The sequence below is a fragment of the Marinovum sp. J2-8 genome (assembly GCF_055808435.1).
In genome coordinates this window covers 12,860-27,692 of record NZ_JBVVRZ010000017.1, presented here as the reverse complement: position 1 = coordinate 27,692, position 14,833 = coordinate 12,860, and the positions used below count along the sequence as shown (strand labels likewise).

The 14,833-nt window shown below is 59.6% G+C and carries 11 protein-coding genes and 4 pseudogenes; 12 read left to right on the top strand and 3 right to left on the bottom strand.

What is annotated here, in order from left to right; all coding sequences use genetic code 11:
* Positions 1–2,316 (top strand): annotated as a pseudogene (locus AC0L4F_RS23590) (Rne/Rng family ribonuclease); the annotation flags it as partial.
* A 433-nt stretch (positions 2,317–2,749) separates the two neighbouring features.
* Here the strand turns inward: AC0L4F_RS23590 and AC0L4F_RS23585 are convergent.
* The gene (locus AC0L4F_RS23585; RefSeq protein ID WP_244691995.1) at positions 2,750–2,971 is read right to left on the bottom strand and encodes a sulfurtransferase TusA family protein; all 222 of its coding nucleotides are present in this window, start codon (positions 2,969–2,971) and stop codon (positions 2,750–2,752) included.
* 107 nt (positions 2,972–3,078) lie between these two features.
* Between AC0L4F_RS23585 and AC0L4F_RS23580 the strand changes: the two genes are divergently transcribed.
* Complete coding sequence (locus tag AC0L4F_RS23580; protein ID WP_244691993.1) at positions 3,079–4,368, top strand: hypothetical protein; 1,290 nt, start codon at positions 3,079–3,081, stop codon at positions 4,366–4,368.
* Positions 4,365–5,765, top strand: a complete 1,401-nt coding sequence (locus AC0L4F_RS23575; RefSeq protein WP_244691990.1) for a cytochrome P450 — start codon at positions 4,365–4,367, stop codon at positions 5,763–5,765. The genes AC0L4F_RS23580 and AC0L4F_RS23575 overlap by 4 nt, the downstream gene beginning before the upstream one ends.
* A 21-nt stretch (positions 5,766–5,786) precedes the next feature.
* Here the strand turns inward: AC0L4F_RS23575 and AC0L4F_RS23570 are convergent, their stop codons facing one another.
* A complete protein-coding gene (locus AC0L4F_RS23570; protein WP_244691988.1) occupies positions 5,787–6,020 on the bottom strand; it encodes a hypothetical protein in 234 nt (77 codons plus the stop codon).
* Positions 6,021–6,029: 9 nt separating this feature from the next.
* Entirely contained in the window at positions 6,030–6,683 is a 654-nt protein-coding gene (locus AC0L4F_RS23565; protein WP_244691986.1) for an alpha/beta hydrolase, read from the bottom strand.
* A 174-nt stretch (positions 6,684–6,857) separates the two neighbouring features.
* Here AC0L4F_RS23565 and iscR point away from each other — a divergent pair.
* The 9 genes and pseudogenes from iscR (at position 6,858) to AC0L4F_RS23520 (ending at position 14,804) form a co-directional block, all read left to right on the top strand.
* Positions 6,858–7,320, top strand: a pseudogene (gene iscR / locus AC0L4F_RS23560) (Fe-S cluster assembly transcriptional regulator IscR).
* A 71-nt stretch (positions 7,321–7,391) separates the two neighbouring features.
* Positions 7,392–8,435 (top strand): cysteine desulfurase family protein, encoded by a 1,044-nt coding sequence (locus tag AC0L4F_RS23555; RefSeq protein ID WP_244691984.1) that lies wholly within the window; start codon positions 7,392–7,394, stop codon positions 8,433–8,435.
* Between the two features lie 16 nt (positions 8,436–8,451).
* Positions 8,452–9,972, top strand: a complete 1,521-nt coding sequence (gene sufB, locus AC0L4F_RS23550) for a Fe-S cluster assembly protein SufB (RefSeq protein ID WP_244691981.1) — start codon at positions 8,452–8,454, stop codon at positions 9,970–9,972.
* Positions 9,973–10,008: 36 nt separating this feature from the next.
* Positions 10,009–10,185, top strand: a complete 177-nt coding sequence (locus AC0L4F_RS23545; protein ID WP_244691979.1) for a hypothetical protein — start codon at positions 10,009–10,011, stop codon at positions 10,183–10,185.
* Positions 10,186–10,406: 221 nt separating this feature from the next.
* Positions 10,407–11,161, top strand: a pseudogene (gene sufC, locus AC0L4F_RS23540) (Fe-S cluster assembly ATPase SufC).
* Positions 11,161–12,441, top strand: a complete 1,281-nt coding sequence (gene sufD, locus AC0L4F_RS23535) for a Fe-S cluster assembly protein SufD (protein ID WP_244691977.1) — start codon at positions 11,161–11,163, stop codon at positions 12,439–12,441. The pseudogene sufC and the gene sufD overlap by 1 nt, the downstream one beginning before the upstream one ends.
* A gap of 78 nt (positions 12,442–12,519) precedes the next feature.
* On the top strand, positions 12,520–13,005 hold the full coding sequence (locus AC0L4F_RS23530; RefSeq protein ID WP_244691974.1) for a YIP1 family protein: 486 nt from the start codon (positions 12,520–12,522) through the stop codon (positions 13,003–13,005).
* Positions 13,002–13,592: a YIP1 family protein gene (locus tag AC0L4F_RS23525; RefSeq protein ID WP_244691972.1), complete on the top strand. Its 591-nt coding sequence runs from the start codon at positions 13,002–13,004 to the stop codon at positions 13,590–13,592. Before AC0L4F_RS23530 ends, AC0L4F_RS23525 begins: the two co-directional genes overlap by 4 nt.
* Positions 13,585–14,804: pseudogene (locus AC0L4F_RS23520) on the top strand (cysteine desulfurase). The gene AC0L4F_RS23525 and the pseudogene AC0L4F_RS23520 overlap by 8 nt, the downstream one beginning before the upstream one ends.
* Positions 14,805–14,833 lie beyond the last annotated feature (29 nt).

The following is a 14,833-nucleotide window of genomic DNA, read 5'->3' as shown; positions in this document are numbered from 1 at the left end:
GGTTGAAGCCGCCGCAGAGGTGGTTGCAGACACTGCCGAAGCAGCAGACACAGACGAAGCCGCAGACGCACCTGTGGCCGAGGCTGCCCCGGTCGCAGACGAAGATGCCGCGCAGGACAGCGCCGAAACCGAAGCGGATGACGCCGCAGAGGATGACAGCGACGAGCCGACAGATAAATCTGACGCCGCCGCCAAAGACAGCGATATCGAATCCGTCGCCGAAGAAGACGACGAAGCCGACATTCGCCCACCGCGCAAACCACGCCCGCATCGCTATAAAATTCAGGAAGTGGTCAAAGTTCGCCAGATCCTGCTTGTGCAGGTGGTCAAGGAAGAACGCGGCAACAAAGGCGCTGCGCTGACCACATATCTGTCGCTGGCCGGTCGTTACTGCGTCCTCATGCCCAACACCGCACGTGGCGGTGGCATCAGCCGCAAAATCACCAACGCCCCCGATCGCAAGAAGCTCAAGGAAATCGCAGCCGAGATCGACGTGCCCCAGGGCGCGGGCCTGATCATCCGGACCGCGGGCGCCAAGCGCACCAAGTCCGAGATCAAGCGCGATTACGAATACCTGCAACGCCTTTGGGAGCAGATCCGCGAACTGACGCTGAAATCCATCGTGCCGGTAAGATCTATGAAGAAGGCGACCTGATCAAACGCTCGATCCGCGACCTCTACAGCCGCGACATAGACGAGGTTCTGGTCGAAGGCGAACGCGGCTACCGCATCGCCAAGGACTTCATGAAGATGATCATGCCGTCCCACGCCAAGAACGTGAAACATTACGCAGAATCTCTGCCGTTGTTCGCGCGCTATCAGGTCGAAAGCTATCTGGGGGCGATGTTCAATCCCACGGTCCAGCTGAAATCCGGTGGCTACATCGTGATCGGCGTGACCGAGGCGCTGGTGGCGATCGACGTCAACTCTGGCCGGGCCACCAAGGAAGGCTCGATCGAGGAAACCGCGCTCAAGACCAACCTTGAGGCCGCCGAAGAGGTGGCGCGCCAACTGCGTCTGCGTGACCTTGCCGGTCTGATCGTGATCGATTTCATCGACATGGACGAGCGCAAGAACAACACCGCCGTCGAAAAGCGCATCAAGGACAAGCTGAAAAGCGACCGTGCGCGCATTCAGGTTGGCCGGATTTCCGGTTTTGGCCTGATGGAAATGTCGCGTCAGCGTCTGCGCCCCGGCATGATCGAGGCGACAACCGCGCCTTGCCCGCATTGCCATGGCACCGGTTTGATCCGTTCGGACGACAACCTTGCCCTGCAAGTGCTGCGCCAGATCGAGGAAGAGGGCACACGCCGCCGCTGCAAAGAGCTTCTGGTGCGTTGCCCGGTGTCCATTGCCAACTATCTGATGAACGCCAAGCGCGAACATATCGCCCAGATCGAGGCGCGTTACGGTGTGGCCGTGCGGGTCGAGGGCGACCCGACGTTGGTCAGCCCGGATTTCAACATCGAGAAGTTGAAAACCGCGACACGCAAGGTGGCCGAGGTCGCCGCGCCGGTTGTGTCCGCCGACACCACAATCATGGATATGGTTGACGATCCGGTCGAAGAGGATGTGCCGGACGAGGCAGAGGTCGAAACCGAGGTCAGCGAAGCGGTCGAAACCACTGGCGAGGAAGAGACACCCAAGCCGAAGAAACGCCGTCGGCGTCGGCGTCGCCGCAAGTCGAAGACCGGTGAAAACGGTGATCAGGATCAGGACCGCAGCAGCGAGTCCGATGATGACGATGATGACGCGCCCGCAGGTTCCGACACCGACAAGGCAGAGCCCGTCGTGGCCGCAACGGATGCAGCGGATGTGACCCCGGAGGCCACCGAAGAAAAGCCAAAGCCGAAGCGCACCCGCAGCACGTCGAGCAGCCGCCGGAAATCGTCAAAAGCCAAATCTGACGACAAGGTTGACGACAAGGTTGACGCTGAAGCGCCCGCAGCAGCTGCGGTCGCGGCCGAAGCGGTGGCAGCAGAGACATCGGTCGCTGTGGAAACGGACACCGCGGAAACAGCCTCGGCTGAGGTTGCGGCGGTCGAAACGTCCGGCGATGCGGCAGAAGTTGCGCCAGAAGCTGCACCAGAGGCGACTGCGGTGACAGCAACGGCAGATGACAGCCCGGTAAAACCGGTTGCCGAAGCCGAAGCACCGGCAGAGCAGGTCACGGCAGACGCTGAGGTTGCTGAGCCTGCCGCCACTGAGACCGCCGTTGAAGAGGCACCAGAAGCCAAGTTCGCGGATGCAGAAGCCGCCCCTGAACCTCAGGTGCAGGAAGCGGTTGCTGCGGAGCCAGAGGTCACGGTGGAACCAGCAGCGGTCGAAGAAGTTGCGGATGCACCTGTTGCAGAGGAGGCAGCACCAGCCGAAGCCGTTGCAGAGGAACCTGTCGCCGTTGAACCCGCTGCGGCGGAAACTGTGGTGGCAGAGCCTGTGGCGGATGTCGCCGAAGCCCCGGCAGAGACATTGGTTGAAACTGCCGCGCCTGCTGAGGTTGAGGCCACGCCTGAGCCTGTCCTGGAGACAGCTTCTGGCGAGCCAGAGGTCGAAGACTTGGACAAGCCAAAGAAACGCGGTTGGTGGTCGATCGGCCGCTGATCGCGACGCGGCCCCAACCGCAGTTAACCTGACATTGGCCCTGGCGCTGATCTGCAAAAGATCTCGCCGGGGCTTTTTGTTTTCAACGGGGTTTTCATCAATGGGATGGATAGGGCGGGCGTGGACGTGGGCCAACAGACCGGCGATCTCAGCCTTTTTGGATCAGATAGACCTGCACGCCCTCGGCGTCATGGCTTTCGAGCAGGGTATGACCGGCCTCCTGACAGAAATGCGGGACATCAATCACCGCCGCCGGATCATCGGCCAAAAGCCGCAGCACATCACCCTTTGCCAGCGATTTTAAACGCTTGCGTGCCTTGAGCACGGGCAGGGGGCATAAAAGATGGGTCGCGTCGAGCGTGTCTGTCATAGCGCAGGATTTAGGGTGCCGCAGCCTGCAAGTCCAGCGCCTTACTCTTGACGCAAAAAACGGTCAAATTAATACAAAATCAATAGAGCTGCGCAAGAGAATGGTACATGGGCGGTTATGAACAAAATCAGGTGAGACGGCGTCGGGTGTTCTATATTCCCGGCTATGACCCGATTCATCCCCGCCGTTATCGGGAATTATACCGCAAAGAGGGGGCGGCCCAGGCCGGTATTTCCGGTTATGACCTGACGCTCACGCCCCGAAAATCACAGGAAAATTTCGGCTGGAACGTGGTTGGCGACATGGATGGCGCCACCGTGACCACAGAGGTCGAGGTTCTGGTCTGGTCCGACATCGTCAAGAATTCGATGCGGCACGGGATCGCCAGAACCTATCTGGCCATGCTGCAAACCGCCGTGACCTATATCGGCACCGGCGCGATGTGGCGGCTGACGAAGCTGCGCAGCGGCCCGGTGATTGCCGCGCTCTATCCGGTTGTGATGCTGCTGTGTCAGGCCGTGCTTGCCCTGATCGCGACGATTGTGGCCTATCGTGTCGGAAACTGGGCCATCAACGCGGCCATTCTGGCGGGCGGCGGTGATCTTGGCGGTGTTGCGAGGTTTGTCGGGCCATTGGTGGCCGGGCTGCTTGGTCTGGGCGTTGGTTGGGCGATCCTCGACAGGTTTCGGCGCTGGGACAGCAAGCTTTTTGTCTATTACCTGATGCATGATTATTCCTACAGCGCCCGGACCAAGGGCGCGAATACGCCGGAAATGGAGGCCCGGATCGCCGCCTTCACCGATGCGGTTGCGGCGGCCTGTCAGGAAGATGTCGACGAGATTTTGGTCATTGGACATTCCTCTGGCGCGCATCTGGCGGTGTCCGTGATGTCGGATCTGATCCGCTCCGGGCGGGCCGTCGATGGCGCGGGGCGGGCACCGGGGCAGGGGCCGGCATTGGGTCTTTTGACCCTCGGTCAGGTGATGCCGATGGTGACCTTCCTGCCGGACGCCTGGCGGTTGCGCAATGATCTGGCATTCCTGTCGCAAAGCGATGCGGTGTTCTGGGCGGATGTGACCGCGCCGGGGGATGGCTGCGCCTTTGCGCTGTGCGACCCGGTCGCGGTGTCCGGCGTGGCCGGGCCGGACCAGAAAGCCCCGCTGGTGTTTTCGGCGGCCTTCAAGAAATCCTTGACGGCCGCGCGGCTCAAGGAATTGCGCTGGCGGTTTTTCCGGCTGCATTTTCAATATCTTTGCGCCTTTGACGCGCCGCGCGATTACGACTACTTTCGCATCACTGCCGGGCCGCTGACGCTGCGGCAAAGATATCAAACCCGAGTGTCGTCGAAATCCAGAGTAGCAACGCCAGTGAACACCTTTACCTCTACCGCGCCATGACCCGGCCGCCAAAACCCCGAAGCCGTGGGGAAAAGGTGTCTTTGTGGCGGTATATGTCGCTGTTTCGCAAAGATATTCTGTCGGCCCAACCGGCGCGGCTGTATCGCGCTTGGATGGCCGAATTTCGCACACCGTTTTTTCGATCCTATATGGTCAACCAGCCGGACCTGATCAAAACCGTGCTCAGGGAACGGCCCGACGATTTCCCGAAGTCCAACCGGATCAGCGAAGGCTTGCGCCCGCTCTTGGGAAATTCGGTGTTTCTGACCAATGGCGCGACCTGGAAACGCCAACGCCGGATCATTGATCCCGCGTTTGAGGGGGGGCGCCTGCGCGATACCTTCCCGGCGATGTGGGCGGCGGCGCGGGCTGCGGTGCGGCGTCTGGACCCCCAGGCCGGGGCCGTGGTGGAAATCGAAGCCGAAACCAGCCATGCGGCGGCGGATGTGATTTTTCGCACGCTGTTTTCGATCCCGATCGAACATGAAATCGCTTCGCAGGTTTTTTCCGAATTTCGCGACTATCAGCGCAGCCAGCCGATCCTGAACATTGCGGCGCTGGTGCCGCTGCCGAAGTGGATGCCGCGATTTTTTCGCCGCGATACCCGGGCGGCGGCACGGTCCATTCGCGCCTTGATCACCCGTCTGACCGAAGATCGCATGGCTGAGATTGCAGCGGGCACCGCGCCGGACGATCTGGCGACCAAGATCATGACGACCCGCGACCCCGACACGGGCGAGACGTTTTCGACCGAAGAAATGGTCGATCAAGTGGCGATTTTCTTTCTTGCCGGCCATGAAACCAGTGCCTCGGCGCTGGCCTGGACGCTTTACCTTATGGCGCTTTACCCGGACTGGCAGGACAGGGTCGCCGAAGAGGCCCAGGCGCTGACAGAGGGGCCGGTAGAGGCGGATTTTTCCGTCATGTCGAAACTGCGCCTGTCACGCGATGTGTTCCGCGAGGCGCTGCGGCTCTACCCGCCGGTGCCGATGATGGTGCGCGAAACCACCTGCCCAGAGCGGTTCCGCGACCGGGATATTGCCCGTGGCAGCCAAATCGTGCTGTCACCCTGGCACCTGCATCGCCATGAACGGTTGTGGGATCAGCCTGATGATTTTGACCCGGGCCGGTTTCAGACCGAGAATGGCAAAACCTGTCTGCGGGATGCCTATATCCCGTTTTCCAGCGGCAGCCGGGTCTGTACCGGCGCGGGGTTTGCCATGGTCGAAGGCACGCTGATCCTGTCGCATCTTCTGCGTGATCTGCGGTTTGAATTGGTAGAAGATGCCGACCCGCCGGTGCCCGTGGCGCATTTGACCGTGCGCTCTGACCGGGGCATTCGTTTGCGGGTGATGCGGCGGGGCCCGGACGGGCAAAACCGCCAGAAAAACGGCTGACGCGTAGAACTGCGCGCCGGATCAGCCGGGGTTTTTCAGCTTGGCTTCAAAAGCATCAATCTTGGCCTCTAGCAATTTGCGGCCACGTTTTTCCGCCAAACGCACGCGCACCGCCGTCAGGAACGCCTCTTCCGTTGTGGAAGAGGTGCTCATGGATTCGGCGATGGCGGTGATCAACGTGTCATCACCCATCAGCTCTGCCGCTTCAATTGCGTCCCGTGCCAGACGGTCAGCCAGATCTTCGACGACGCTCATGGGGGATCCTTATCGCGTTGTTTCTGTCAAACGGCGTTTGACGTAATCGCTGACGGTGCCGATCATCGTGTCCATATGATCGTTTTCAAAGAAATGGCCGGCGCCTTCGATCTCGGTATGGGTGATGGTGATACCCTTCTGCTCGTGCAGCTTGCCGACCAGGGATGTGGTGTCGGCGGGCGGAGCCACCCGGTCGGACGTGCCATTGATGATCAGGCCGGACGACGGGCAGGGCGCGAGGAATGAGAAATCATACATATTGGCGGGCGGGCTGGCGGAAACGAATCCGGTGATTTCCGGGCGGCGCATCAAAAGCTGCATCCCGATCCAGGCGCCAAAAGAAAATCCAGCGACCCAACAATGTTTTGAATTGTTGTTCATCGACTGAAGATAGTCGAGCGCCGATGCCGCGTCGGACAATTCGCCAACACCCTGATCATATTCGCCCTGGCTTCGGCCTACGCCGCGGAAATTGAACCGCAGCACGGTGAAGCCCATGTTGTAAAAGGCATAATGCAGGTTGTAGACAACCTTGTTGTTCATTGTTCCGCCGAATTGCGGATGGGGATGCAAGACAATGGCAATGGGGGCATCACGGTCTTTTTGCGGATGATAGCGGCCTTCCAGCCGTCCCTCGGGACCGGGGAAAATAACCTCGGGCATATGCGGTGAAACTCCTCGCGCGTGTGACGGCAATTGTTGACGAATTTGCTCGACAACCTTAGAATGGTTCTAAACCCGATCCGGTGACGGTTTGGGGCTTATCGCAGATAAGCCTATTGGGTACTGAGGTCAACAAGTCATGGGCGTCTTGACGCCATCCTGGGGGGAATGTCGATGAAGCTGAGTACCAAGGGGCGCTACGCGATGGTGGCGTTGGTCGATATTGCGTTGCAGCCCAACGACAAGCTGGTGACCCTGGGCGAGATCGCGCAGCGTCAGGATGTGTCGCTGCCTTATCTTGAGCAATTATTTGTCAAACTGCGCCGCGCGGAATTGGTGGCATCGGTGCGCGGGCCCGGTGGGGGCTATCGTCTTGCCCGGCCTGGCATCGGAAATCCGGGTGGTGGATATTCTGGCAGCGGTGGATGAAACCGTCGATGCGATGCACAAAGGGGCGGGCGCCAGTGGCGGTCTGTCCGGCAGCCGGGCGCAATCGCTGGCCAATCGTTTGTGGGAGGGACTGTCGGCGCATGTCTATGTCTTTCTGCATCAGACCCGTTTGTCGGATATCATCGAGAATTCGCTGGCACCTTGCCCGGCGGTTCCGGGGCTGTTTTCGGTGGTGGACGATGGGTGAGTTTGGGGGCTTTGCCCCCGTCCCGTTGGGACTCCCCCAGGATATTTCGGGTCAGATGAAAGGGCGCGGTCGTGGCTAGGGTCTATCTTGATCATAACGCCACCATGGCTTTGCGGCCTGAGGCGCGTGCCGCGATGATTGCGGCAATGGATGTGTTGGGAAATCCGTCGTCGGTGCATTCCGAGGGGCGGGCGGCCAAGGGATTGATTGAAAAGGCGCGGGGTCAAATCGCCGAGGCGTTTGGTGCGGGGGAGGCGGATATTGTTTTCACCTCCGGGGCGACCGAAGCGGCGGCGCTGGCACTGGCGGGGCGCGATCTGGCGTCTGGGGCGGTTGAACATGATTGTGTGGGTGTCTGGACCGATGGGGCCTTGCCGGTCGATGCGGCGGGGCGGGTCACGGTGCAGGATCCGGCGCACAGCGCATTGCAGGCCGCCAACAGTGAAACCGGTGTGGTGCAGGATATGCCACAGGGGCTGGCGTTAAGCGATGCGGTGCAGATCTTTGGCAAGCTGCCGTTTGCGTTTTCCTGGTCCGGGGCGCAGATGGCGCTGACCTCGGCCCATAAGCTGGGCGGGCCAAAGGGCGTTGGTGCCCTGGTGTTGCAGCGCGGTTTGGATGTCACGCCGCGCATCCTTGGCGGCGGGCAGGAAATGGGCCGTCGCTCTGGGACAGAGAACGTGGTCGGCATTGCCGGATTTGGCGCGGCGGCGGCGGCGGCGGCACGGGATTTGGCTGATGGTGTTTGGGAGCGGGTTGCAGAACTTAGAAATATTCTAGAAAAGGCCATTGAGGCTGGATCAAAAGGAACTATTTTAGTCGGGAAAGAGATGCCCCGACTGCCCAACACCACCTGTGTTATCGCGCCGGGGTGGCGAGGAGAGACGCAGGTCATGGCAATGGACCTGGCCGGTTTTGCGATCAGTGCCGGGTCGGCCTGTTCCAGTGGCAAGGTGAAGTCAAGTCGCGTGTTGCGCGCAATGGGATACGGCGAGGACGAGGCGGGATGCGCAATCCGCATCAGTCTTGGACCCGCCAACACAGAAGAAGATGTGCTTCGTTTCGCAGAAACGTGGTGCGCCAGATATGAAAAGCATCGCGCCCGCGCGGCGTGACACCGGAGGTAGACATATGACAGCCCTTGATCAAACTCAGGTCAAAGACGGCGTCGATCAGGAAACGGTTGATGCGGTCCGCGAGGTCAGCACCTATAAATACGGCTGGGAAACCGAGATCGAGATGGAGTATGCGCCAAAGGGCCTTACCCCGGATATCGTGCGGCTTATTTCGGAAAAGAATGGCGAACCGCAGTGGATGACCGACTGGCGGTTGGCGGCCTATGATCGCTGGTTGCAGAAGGAAGAACCGGATTGGGCCATGGTCGATTATCCGGAAATCGACTTTCAGGATCAGTATTATTATGCCCGCCCCAAAAGCATGGAGGTCAAGCCGAAGTCATTGGACGAGGTCGACCCCAAGCTGCTGGCGACCTATGAAAAGCTGGGCATTCCGCTGAAGGAACAGATGATCCTGGCCGGTGTCGAAGGCGCCGAAGATGCGCCCGCCGAGGGCCGCAAGGTGGCGGTCGATGCGGTGTTTGATTCGGTGTCCGTCGGCACCACCTTTCAGAAAGAGCTGAAGAAGGCCGGGGTGATCTTTTGTTCGATCTCCGAGGCGATCCGCGAACATCCCGAATTGGTGAAGAAATACCTCGGATCGGTTGTGCCGGTCAGCGACAATTTCTATGCCACGCTGAACAGCGCCGTGTTTTCCGATGGTTCGTTTGTCTATATTCCGCCGGGGGTGCGCTGCCCGATGGAATTGTCGACCTATTTCCGCATCAACGCCGAAAACACCGGCCAGTTCGAGCGCACGCTGATCATTGCCGACAAGGGCTCTTATGTCAGCTATCTTGAGGGTTGTACCGCGCCGCAGCGCGACACCAGCCAGCTGCATGCGGCGGTGGTGGAAATCATCATCGAAGAAGACGCCGAGGTGAAATATTCCACGGTTCAGAACTGGTTCCCCGGCGATGAAAACGGCAAGGGCGGGATCTATAACTTTGTGACCAAACGCGCGGATTGCCGTGGTGACCGGGCCAAGGTGATGTGGACACAGGTGGAAACCGGGTCTGCGGTGACGTGGAAATACCCGTCCTGCATCCTGCGCGGTGACGATTCCCAAGGCGAGTTCTATTCCATCGCCATCACCAACAACCACCAGCAGGCCGACACCGGCACCAAGATGATCCACCTGGGCAAGCGCACAAAGTCGCGGATCGTGTCCAAGGGCATCAGCGCCGGCGTGGCCCAGAACACCTATCGTGGTTTGGTCTCGATGCATCCCAAGGCGAAGGACAGCCGCAACTATACCCAGTGTGACAGCCTGTTGATCGGCGATAAATGCGGGGCGCATACGGTGCCCTATATCGAGGTGAAGAACAATTCTTCGCGGGTGGAACACGAGGCCACAACATCCAAGGTGGATGATGAGCAGATGTTCTATTGCCGCCAACGTGGCATGGACGAAGAAGAGGCTGTGGCGCTGATTGTGAATGGTTTTGCCAAGGAGGTGCTGCAAGCACTGCCGATGGAATTCGCAATGGAGGCGCAGCAATTGGTCGCGATTTCGCTGGAAGGGTCGGTCGGCTAGATCCGCCGCAGGGTGATCGGCTGGGAAGGGGAAGATATGAAGTTTCTGCTTTTGCCAGCAGTGATGACTGGCGTATTTTGCGCGATCTTTGCCAGTATTGTCGGGTTGATCACCGAGGCGCTGACCATGTGGATGGTGTTTGCCGTGTCGTTTGTGTCGGGGTTTCTGGGCAATTTGTTTGCCCAGATCGTCACAGGGCAAGGCAATGACTGATCCCAGGTTTCATCGCAGCTTGCTGCACGTGTGTATCCCGTGACCCCCGTCGTGCAAAATCGGCGCCGGGGCGCGTTTCATCCTATCAGATTGCGGACATCAATGCGCCACGGAACATGGCAGCGGCGTCTTGCGGATCTGATAACCGTAACAACCGAAATTGGCAGGCCGCCGCACCGCATGTGCCGCGCGTTGCCTTCGCGTATTTGAGAGGTAGAAAAATGCTGGAAATCAAGAACCTGCACGTCAAACTTGAAGAAGAAGATAAGCAGATCCTGAAGGGCGTCGATCTGAAAATCGAGGCGGGCAAGGTCCATGCGATCATGGGGCCGAACGGATCGGGCAAGTCGACCTTGTCCTATGTTCTTTCGGGGCGTGACGGCTATGAGGTGACAGACGGCAGTGCCGCGCTGGAGGGCGATGACCTGCTGGATATGGAGCCGGAAGAGCGCGCTGCGGCCGGTTTGTTCCTGGCGTTCCAATACCCGGTGGAAATTCCCGGTGTCGGCAACATGACCTTTTTGCGCACCGCGGTGAATTCGCAACGCAAGGCGCGCGGCGAAGAGGAAATGAGCGCGACGGATTTCCTTAAACTGATCCGGGCCAAGGCCAAGGATCTTAAGATCGACGCTGATATGCTGAAGCGTCCGGTCAATGTCGGCTTTTCCGGCGGCGAGAAGAAGCGCAACGAAATTCTTCAGATGGCCATGCTGGAACCCAAAATGTGCATCCTGGACGAGACCGTTCGGGCCTTGATGTGGATGCCATGAAACTGGTGTCGGATGGCGTGAACGCGCTGCGCGATGCCGGGCGTGGTTTCCTGGTCATCACCCACTATCAGCGTCTGCTGGATCATATCAAACCCGATGTGGTGCATATCATGGCCAATGGCCGGATCATCAAAACCGGTGGTCCCGAACTGGCGCTTGAGGTCGAAGAACGCGGTTATGCGCATCTGTTGGAGGAGGTGGCGTAATGGCTCTTCCGCAAACCAAGGTGGATGCAACCGAAGCGCGGATTGCGCAATATGATCTGCCCGCAAGCGGCTGGAGCTTGTCCGCGCGCAAATCGGCGCTGGCGCGTCTGCGGGACATGGGATTGCCGTCGCGGCGGGATGAATATTGGAAATACACCCGGCCGGACACGCTGGTGCAGGCGGATGTCCCGCCAGCCGCTCTGTTCGAAACAGACGAGCGGCCGGTGTTTTCCGATGTCGATCGGCTGCTGATCCGTTTTGTGGATGGCGTGTTTGATGCCGAAGGCTCGGATGATCTGGCGCTTGAGGGGGTTGTGATCGAACGTCTGGCCGAAGCAGGCACCGATCTGCATTGGGCGCAGTCGCTGTATGGCCAATTGGAAAACAACGGTCAGACACCGGTGCAACGGCCGCTTGCGGCGCTGAACACCGCGTTCGCCAGTGATGGGCTTTTGATCCATGTGACCAAGACGCCAAGCAAGCCGATTTCGATTTCGTATGAACATCGCTCGGAAACCTCGGACGCGATCCTGCACCATGTGGTGAAGGTCGACAGCGGGGCCGAGGTGACGATTCTGGAAAACGGTCCGGCAGCCGCACGGTTCAACAAATGCATGGAGGTCGACATCGCCGATGGCGCAACCCTGCATCACGTGCGCACCCAGGGCCGCGACCATGAACGCCGCGCCGTGACGCATATCTTTGCCCGGCTGGGTACGGAATCCGTATTCAAAAGCTTTACCATGACGGCCAATGGCGTGATGACCCGCAACGAATGCGTGATCGAGCTGACCGGTGATGATGCGGCGGCGCATGTGGCCGGGGCCTGTGTCGGGGATGGTGATTTTCACCATGACGATACGGTGTTCGTGACCCATGATGCGGTGAACTGTGAAAGCCGACAGGTGTTCAAGAAGGTTCTGCGCAATGGCGCGACCGGCGTGTTTCAGGGCAAGATTCTGGTAAAGGCGGGCGCACAGAAAACCGACGGCTATCAGATTTCCCAGAGCCTTCTGCTGGACGAGGACAGTCAGTTCCTCGCCAAGCCGGAGCTGGAAATCTATGCCGATGATGTAGCCTGTTCCCATGGCTCGACTTCGGGTGCAATCGACGAAGAAGCGCTGTTTTATCTGCGGTCGCGCGGTGTGCCGACCGATCAGGCGGTGAACCTTCTGACGCTTGCTTTCCTGGCGGAAGCGGTCGAAGAGATCGAAGATGCCACGCTGGCCGAAGAGATCACGGCCCGGATCGAGGCATGGTTGATCCGGCACAGAGACTAAGCCGAAACGTGGTTGGACCTGACAGATTTGCCTGACAGATTTGCCTGAACAGGTTTGACCGGGAACAGGGGTGGGCGCATGAGCGTGACACGGGATATTGTTGCCACCTATCGGGGGCCGCGCAGGGTGGTGCGGCGGCTTCTGGCGTGGGGGCAACGCGAAGACAGGGTTCTGGCCATGGTCATGGCGGGCTGTCTGATGATGTTTGTGTCGCGCTGGCCCGTGGTGGCACGGCAGTCTCATTTCGAAGGCACAGAGATGCAGCCAAGCATTGGTGCTGCGCTGTTTGGCTGGCTCATGGTGGCGCCCTTGTTGCTGTATGCCTTAGCAGCGGTCAGCCATCTGATCGCACGGGTTCTGGGCGGGCAGGGTGATTTCTATGGCGCGCGGTTGGCGCTGTTCTGGGCGTTGCTTGCGACATCACCGCTGGTTTTGCTGTTTGGCCTGGTCGAAGGCTTTATCGGCCAGGGCATCCAGTCACAGGCTGTCGGCTTCTTGTGGTTTGTGATCTTCCTTTGGTTCTGGCTATCGGGACTGCGCGAAGCGGAAGGGGCGGCGTCATGAACACGACGGTGTTGCGGGATATGATCGTCGAAACCGTCACCGCCCCGCGCCAGTCGGCGGCACGGCTGATCGCGTTGAACCTGCCGCGCAGCGTTTTGTGGCAGGGGCTGGTGTTGGTTGTCGCGCTGAACGCAATCGCGTTCTGGCTGGGCAATCTCGCTGCGCCATCGCCCCAGCCGCTGCCCGCGATGATGGCCACGCCGTTCATGTTTGCCCTGACCCTGGGCTGTGGCGCGGTGATTACCGTGTTTGCCTTGACCTATGTCGGCAATTGGCTGAAGGGGCGGGCGGGTTTGGCCCAGATCCTGGTTCTGATCACCTGGCTTCAGGTGCTGCGGTTGGCGGTTCAGGTTCTGGCGACTGTATTGTCCATCGTGATGCCGGGGTTTGCGCTCTTGGTGCTGCTGGTGGTCAATCTTTATGGTTTTTGGATTCTTGTGAACTTTATTGATGTGGCGCATGGCTTTGGTTCGCCGTTCAAATCCTTCGGCGTGTTGATGATGTCCGGTCTGGGCATTGCGGTCGGGTTGATTGTCATGCTGTCGCTCATCGGGGTCACATCACTAGGAGTATCGGCACATGTATGATGTCACTGCGATCCGGGCGGATTTCCCGATCCTCGCACGCGAGGTGAACGGCAAGCCGTTGGTCTATCTCGACAATGGTGCCTCGGCGCAGAAACCCCAGGTGGTGATTGATGCGATCACCCAGGCCTATTCGATGGAATATGCCAATGTGCACCGGGGGCTGCATTTCCTGTCCAATCTGGCGACAGAAAAATATGAAGCCGTGCGTGGCACCATTGCCCGGTTCCTGAATGTCGCGGATGACGAAGAAATTGTGCTGAACTCCGGCACGACCGAGGGGATCAATACCGTGGCCTATGGCTGGGCGATGCCCCGGCTTGAGGCGGGCGATGAAATCATCCTGTCGGTGATGGAACATCACGCCAATATCGTGCCTTGGCATTTCCTGCGCGAGCGTCAGGGCGTGGCGCTGAAATGGGTGGAAACGGCGGCGGATGGGTCGCTGGACCCGCAGGCCGTGATCGACGCGATGGGGCCGAAAACCAAACTGGTGGCGATTACCCAGATGTCCAATGTGCTGGGCACGAGGGTGGATGTGAAATCCATTTGCCATGCGGCACGTGCCCGGGGCATTGCCACGTTGGTCGACGGATCGCAGGCGGCTGTTCACGGCCCGGTCGATGTGCCGGACATCGGTTGTGATTTCTATGCGATCACCGGGCACAAGCTCTATGGCCCCACCGGGTCGGGCGCGATTTTCATGGCGCGCGCACGTATGGCAGAGATGCGCCCCTTCCTGGGCGGCGGCGACATGATCCGCGAAGTGCACCGGGACGAGGTCATCTATAACGATCCGCCAATGAAATTCGAAGCCGGCACCCCGGCATCGTGCAAACCATCGGGCTTGGCGTGGCGCTGGAATACATGATGTCGATCGGCATGGACAATATTGCCGCGCATGAGGCTGCGCTGACGCGTTATGCACGCTCACGGCTGGACGGTTTGAACTGGCTGAATGTACAGGGCAAGGCCGCCGACAAAGGCGCGATTTTCAGCTTCACGCTGGACGGGGCCGCCCATGCACATGACATTTCGACGATCCTCGACAAAAAGGGTGTCGCGGTGCGCGCCGGCCACCATTGCGCCGGGCCTTTGATGGATCATCTCGGGGTGACCGCCACCTGCCGGGCCTCGTTTGGCATGTATAACACCACGGCCGAGGTCGATGCCCTGATCGACGCTTTGGAACTGGCACATGAGTTGTTTGCCTGAACCTTGCGATTTCACGAAGATTTCCAATT

Excerpts from the sequence above, each read along its gene's own strand:
- AC0L4F_RS23585 (WP_244691995.1), bottom strand. The coding sequence starts at position 2,971 with ATGACAGACACGCTCGACGCGACCCATCTTTTATGCCCCCTGCCCGTG.
- AC0L4F_RS23580 (WP_244691993.1), top strand. The coding sequence starts at position 3,079 with ATGGGCGGTTATGAACAAAATCAGGTGAGACGGCGTCGGGTGTTCTAT.
- AC0L4F_RS23575 (WP_244691990.1), top strand. The coding sequence starts at position 4,365 with ATGACCCGGCCGCCAAAACCCCGAAGCCGTGGGGAAAAGGTGTCTTTG.
- AC0L4F_RS23570 (WP_244691988.1), bottom strand. The coding sequence starts at position 6,020 with ATGAGCGTCGTCGAAGATCTGGCTGACCGTCTGGCACGGGACGCAATT.
- AC0L4F_RS23565 (WP_244691986.1), bottom strand. The coding sequence starts at position 6,683 with ATGCCCGAGGTTATTTTCCCCGGTCCCGAGGGACGGCTGGAAGGCCGC.
- sufB (WP_244691981.1), top strand. The coding sequence starts at position 8,452 with ATGACAGCCCTTGATCAAACTCAGGTCAAAGACGGCGTCGATCAGGAA.
- AC0L4F_RS23545 (WP_244691979.1), top strand. The coding sequence starts at position 10,009 with ATGAAGTTTCTGCTTTTGCCAGCAGTGATGACTGGCGTATTTTGCGCG.
- sufD (WP_244691977.1), top strand. The coding sequence starts at position 11,161 with ATGGCTCTTCCGCAAACCAAGGTGGATGCAACCGAAGCGCGGATTGCG.
- AC0L4F_RS23530 (WP_244691974.1), top strand. The coding sequence starts at position 12,520 with ATGAGCGTGACACGGGATATTGTTGCCACCTATCGGGGGCCGCGCAGG.
- AC0L4F_RS23525 (WP_244691972.1), top strand. The coding sequence starts at position 13,002 with ATGAACACGACGGTGTTGCGGGATATGATCGTCGAAACCGTCACCGCC.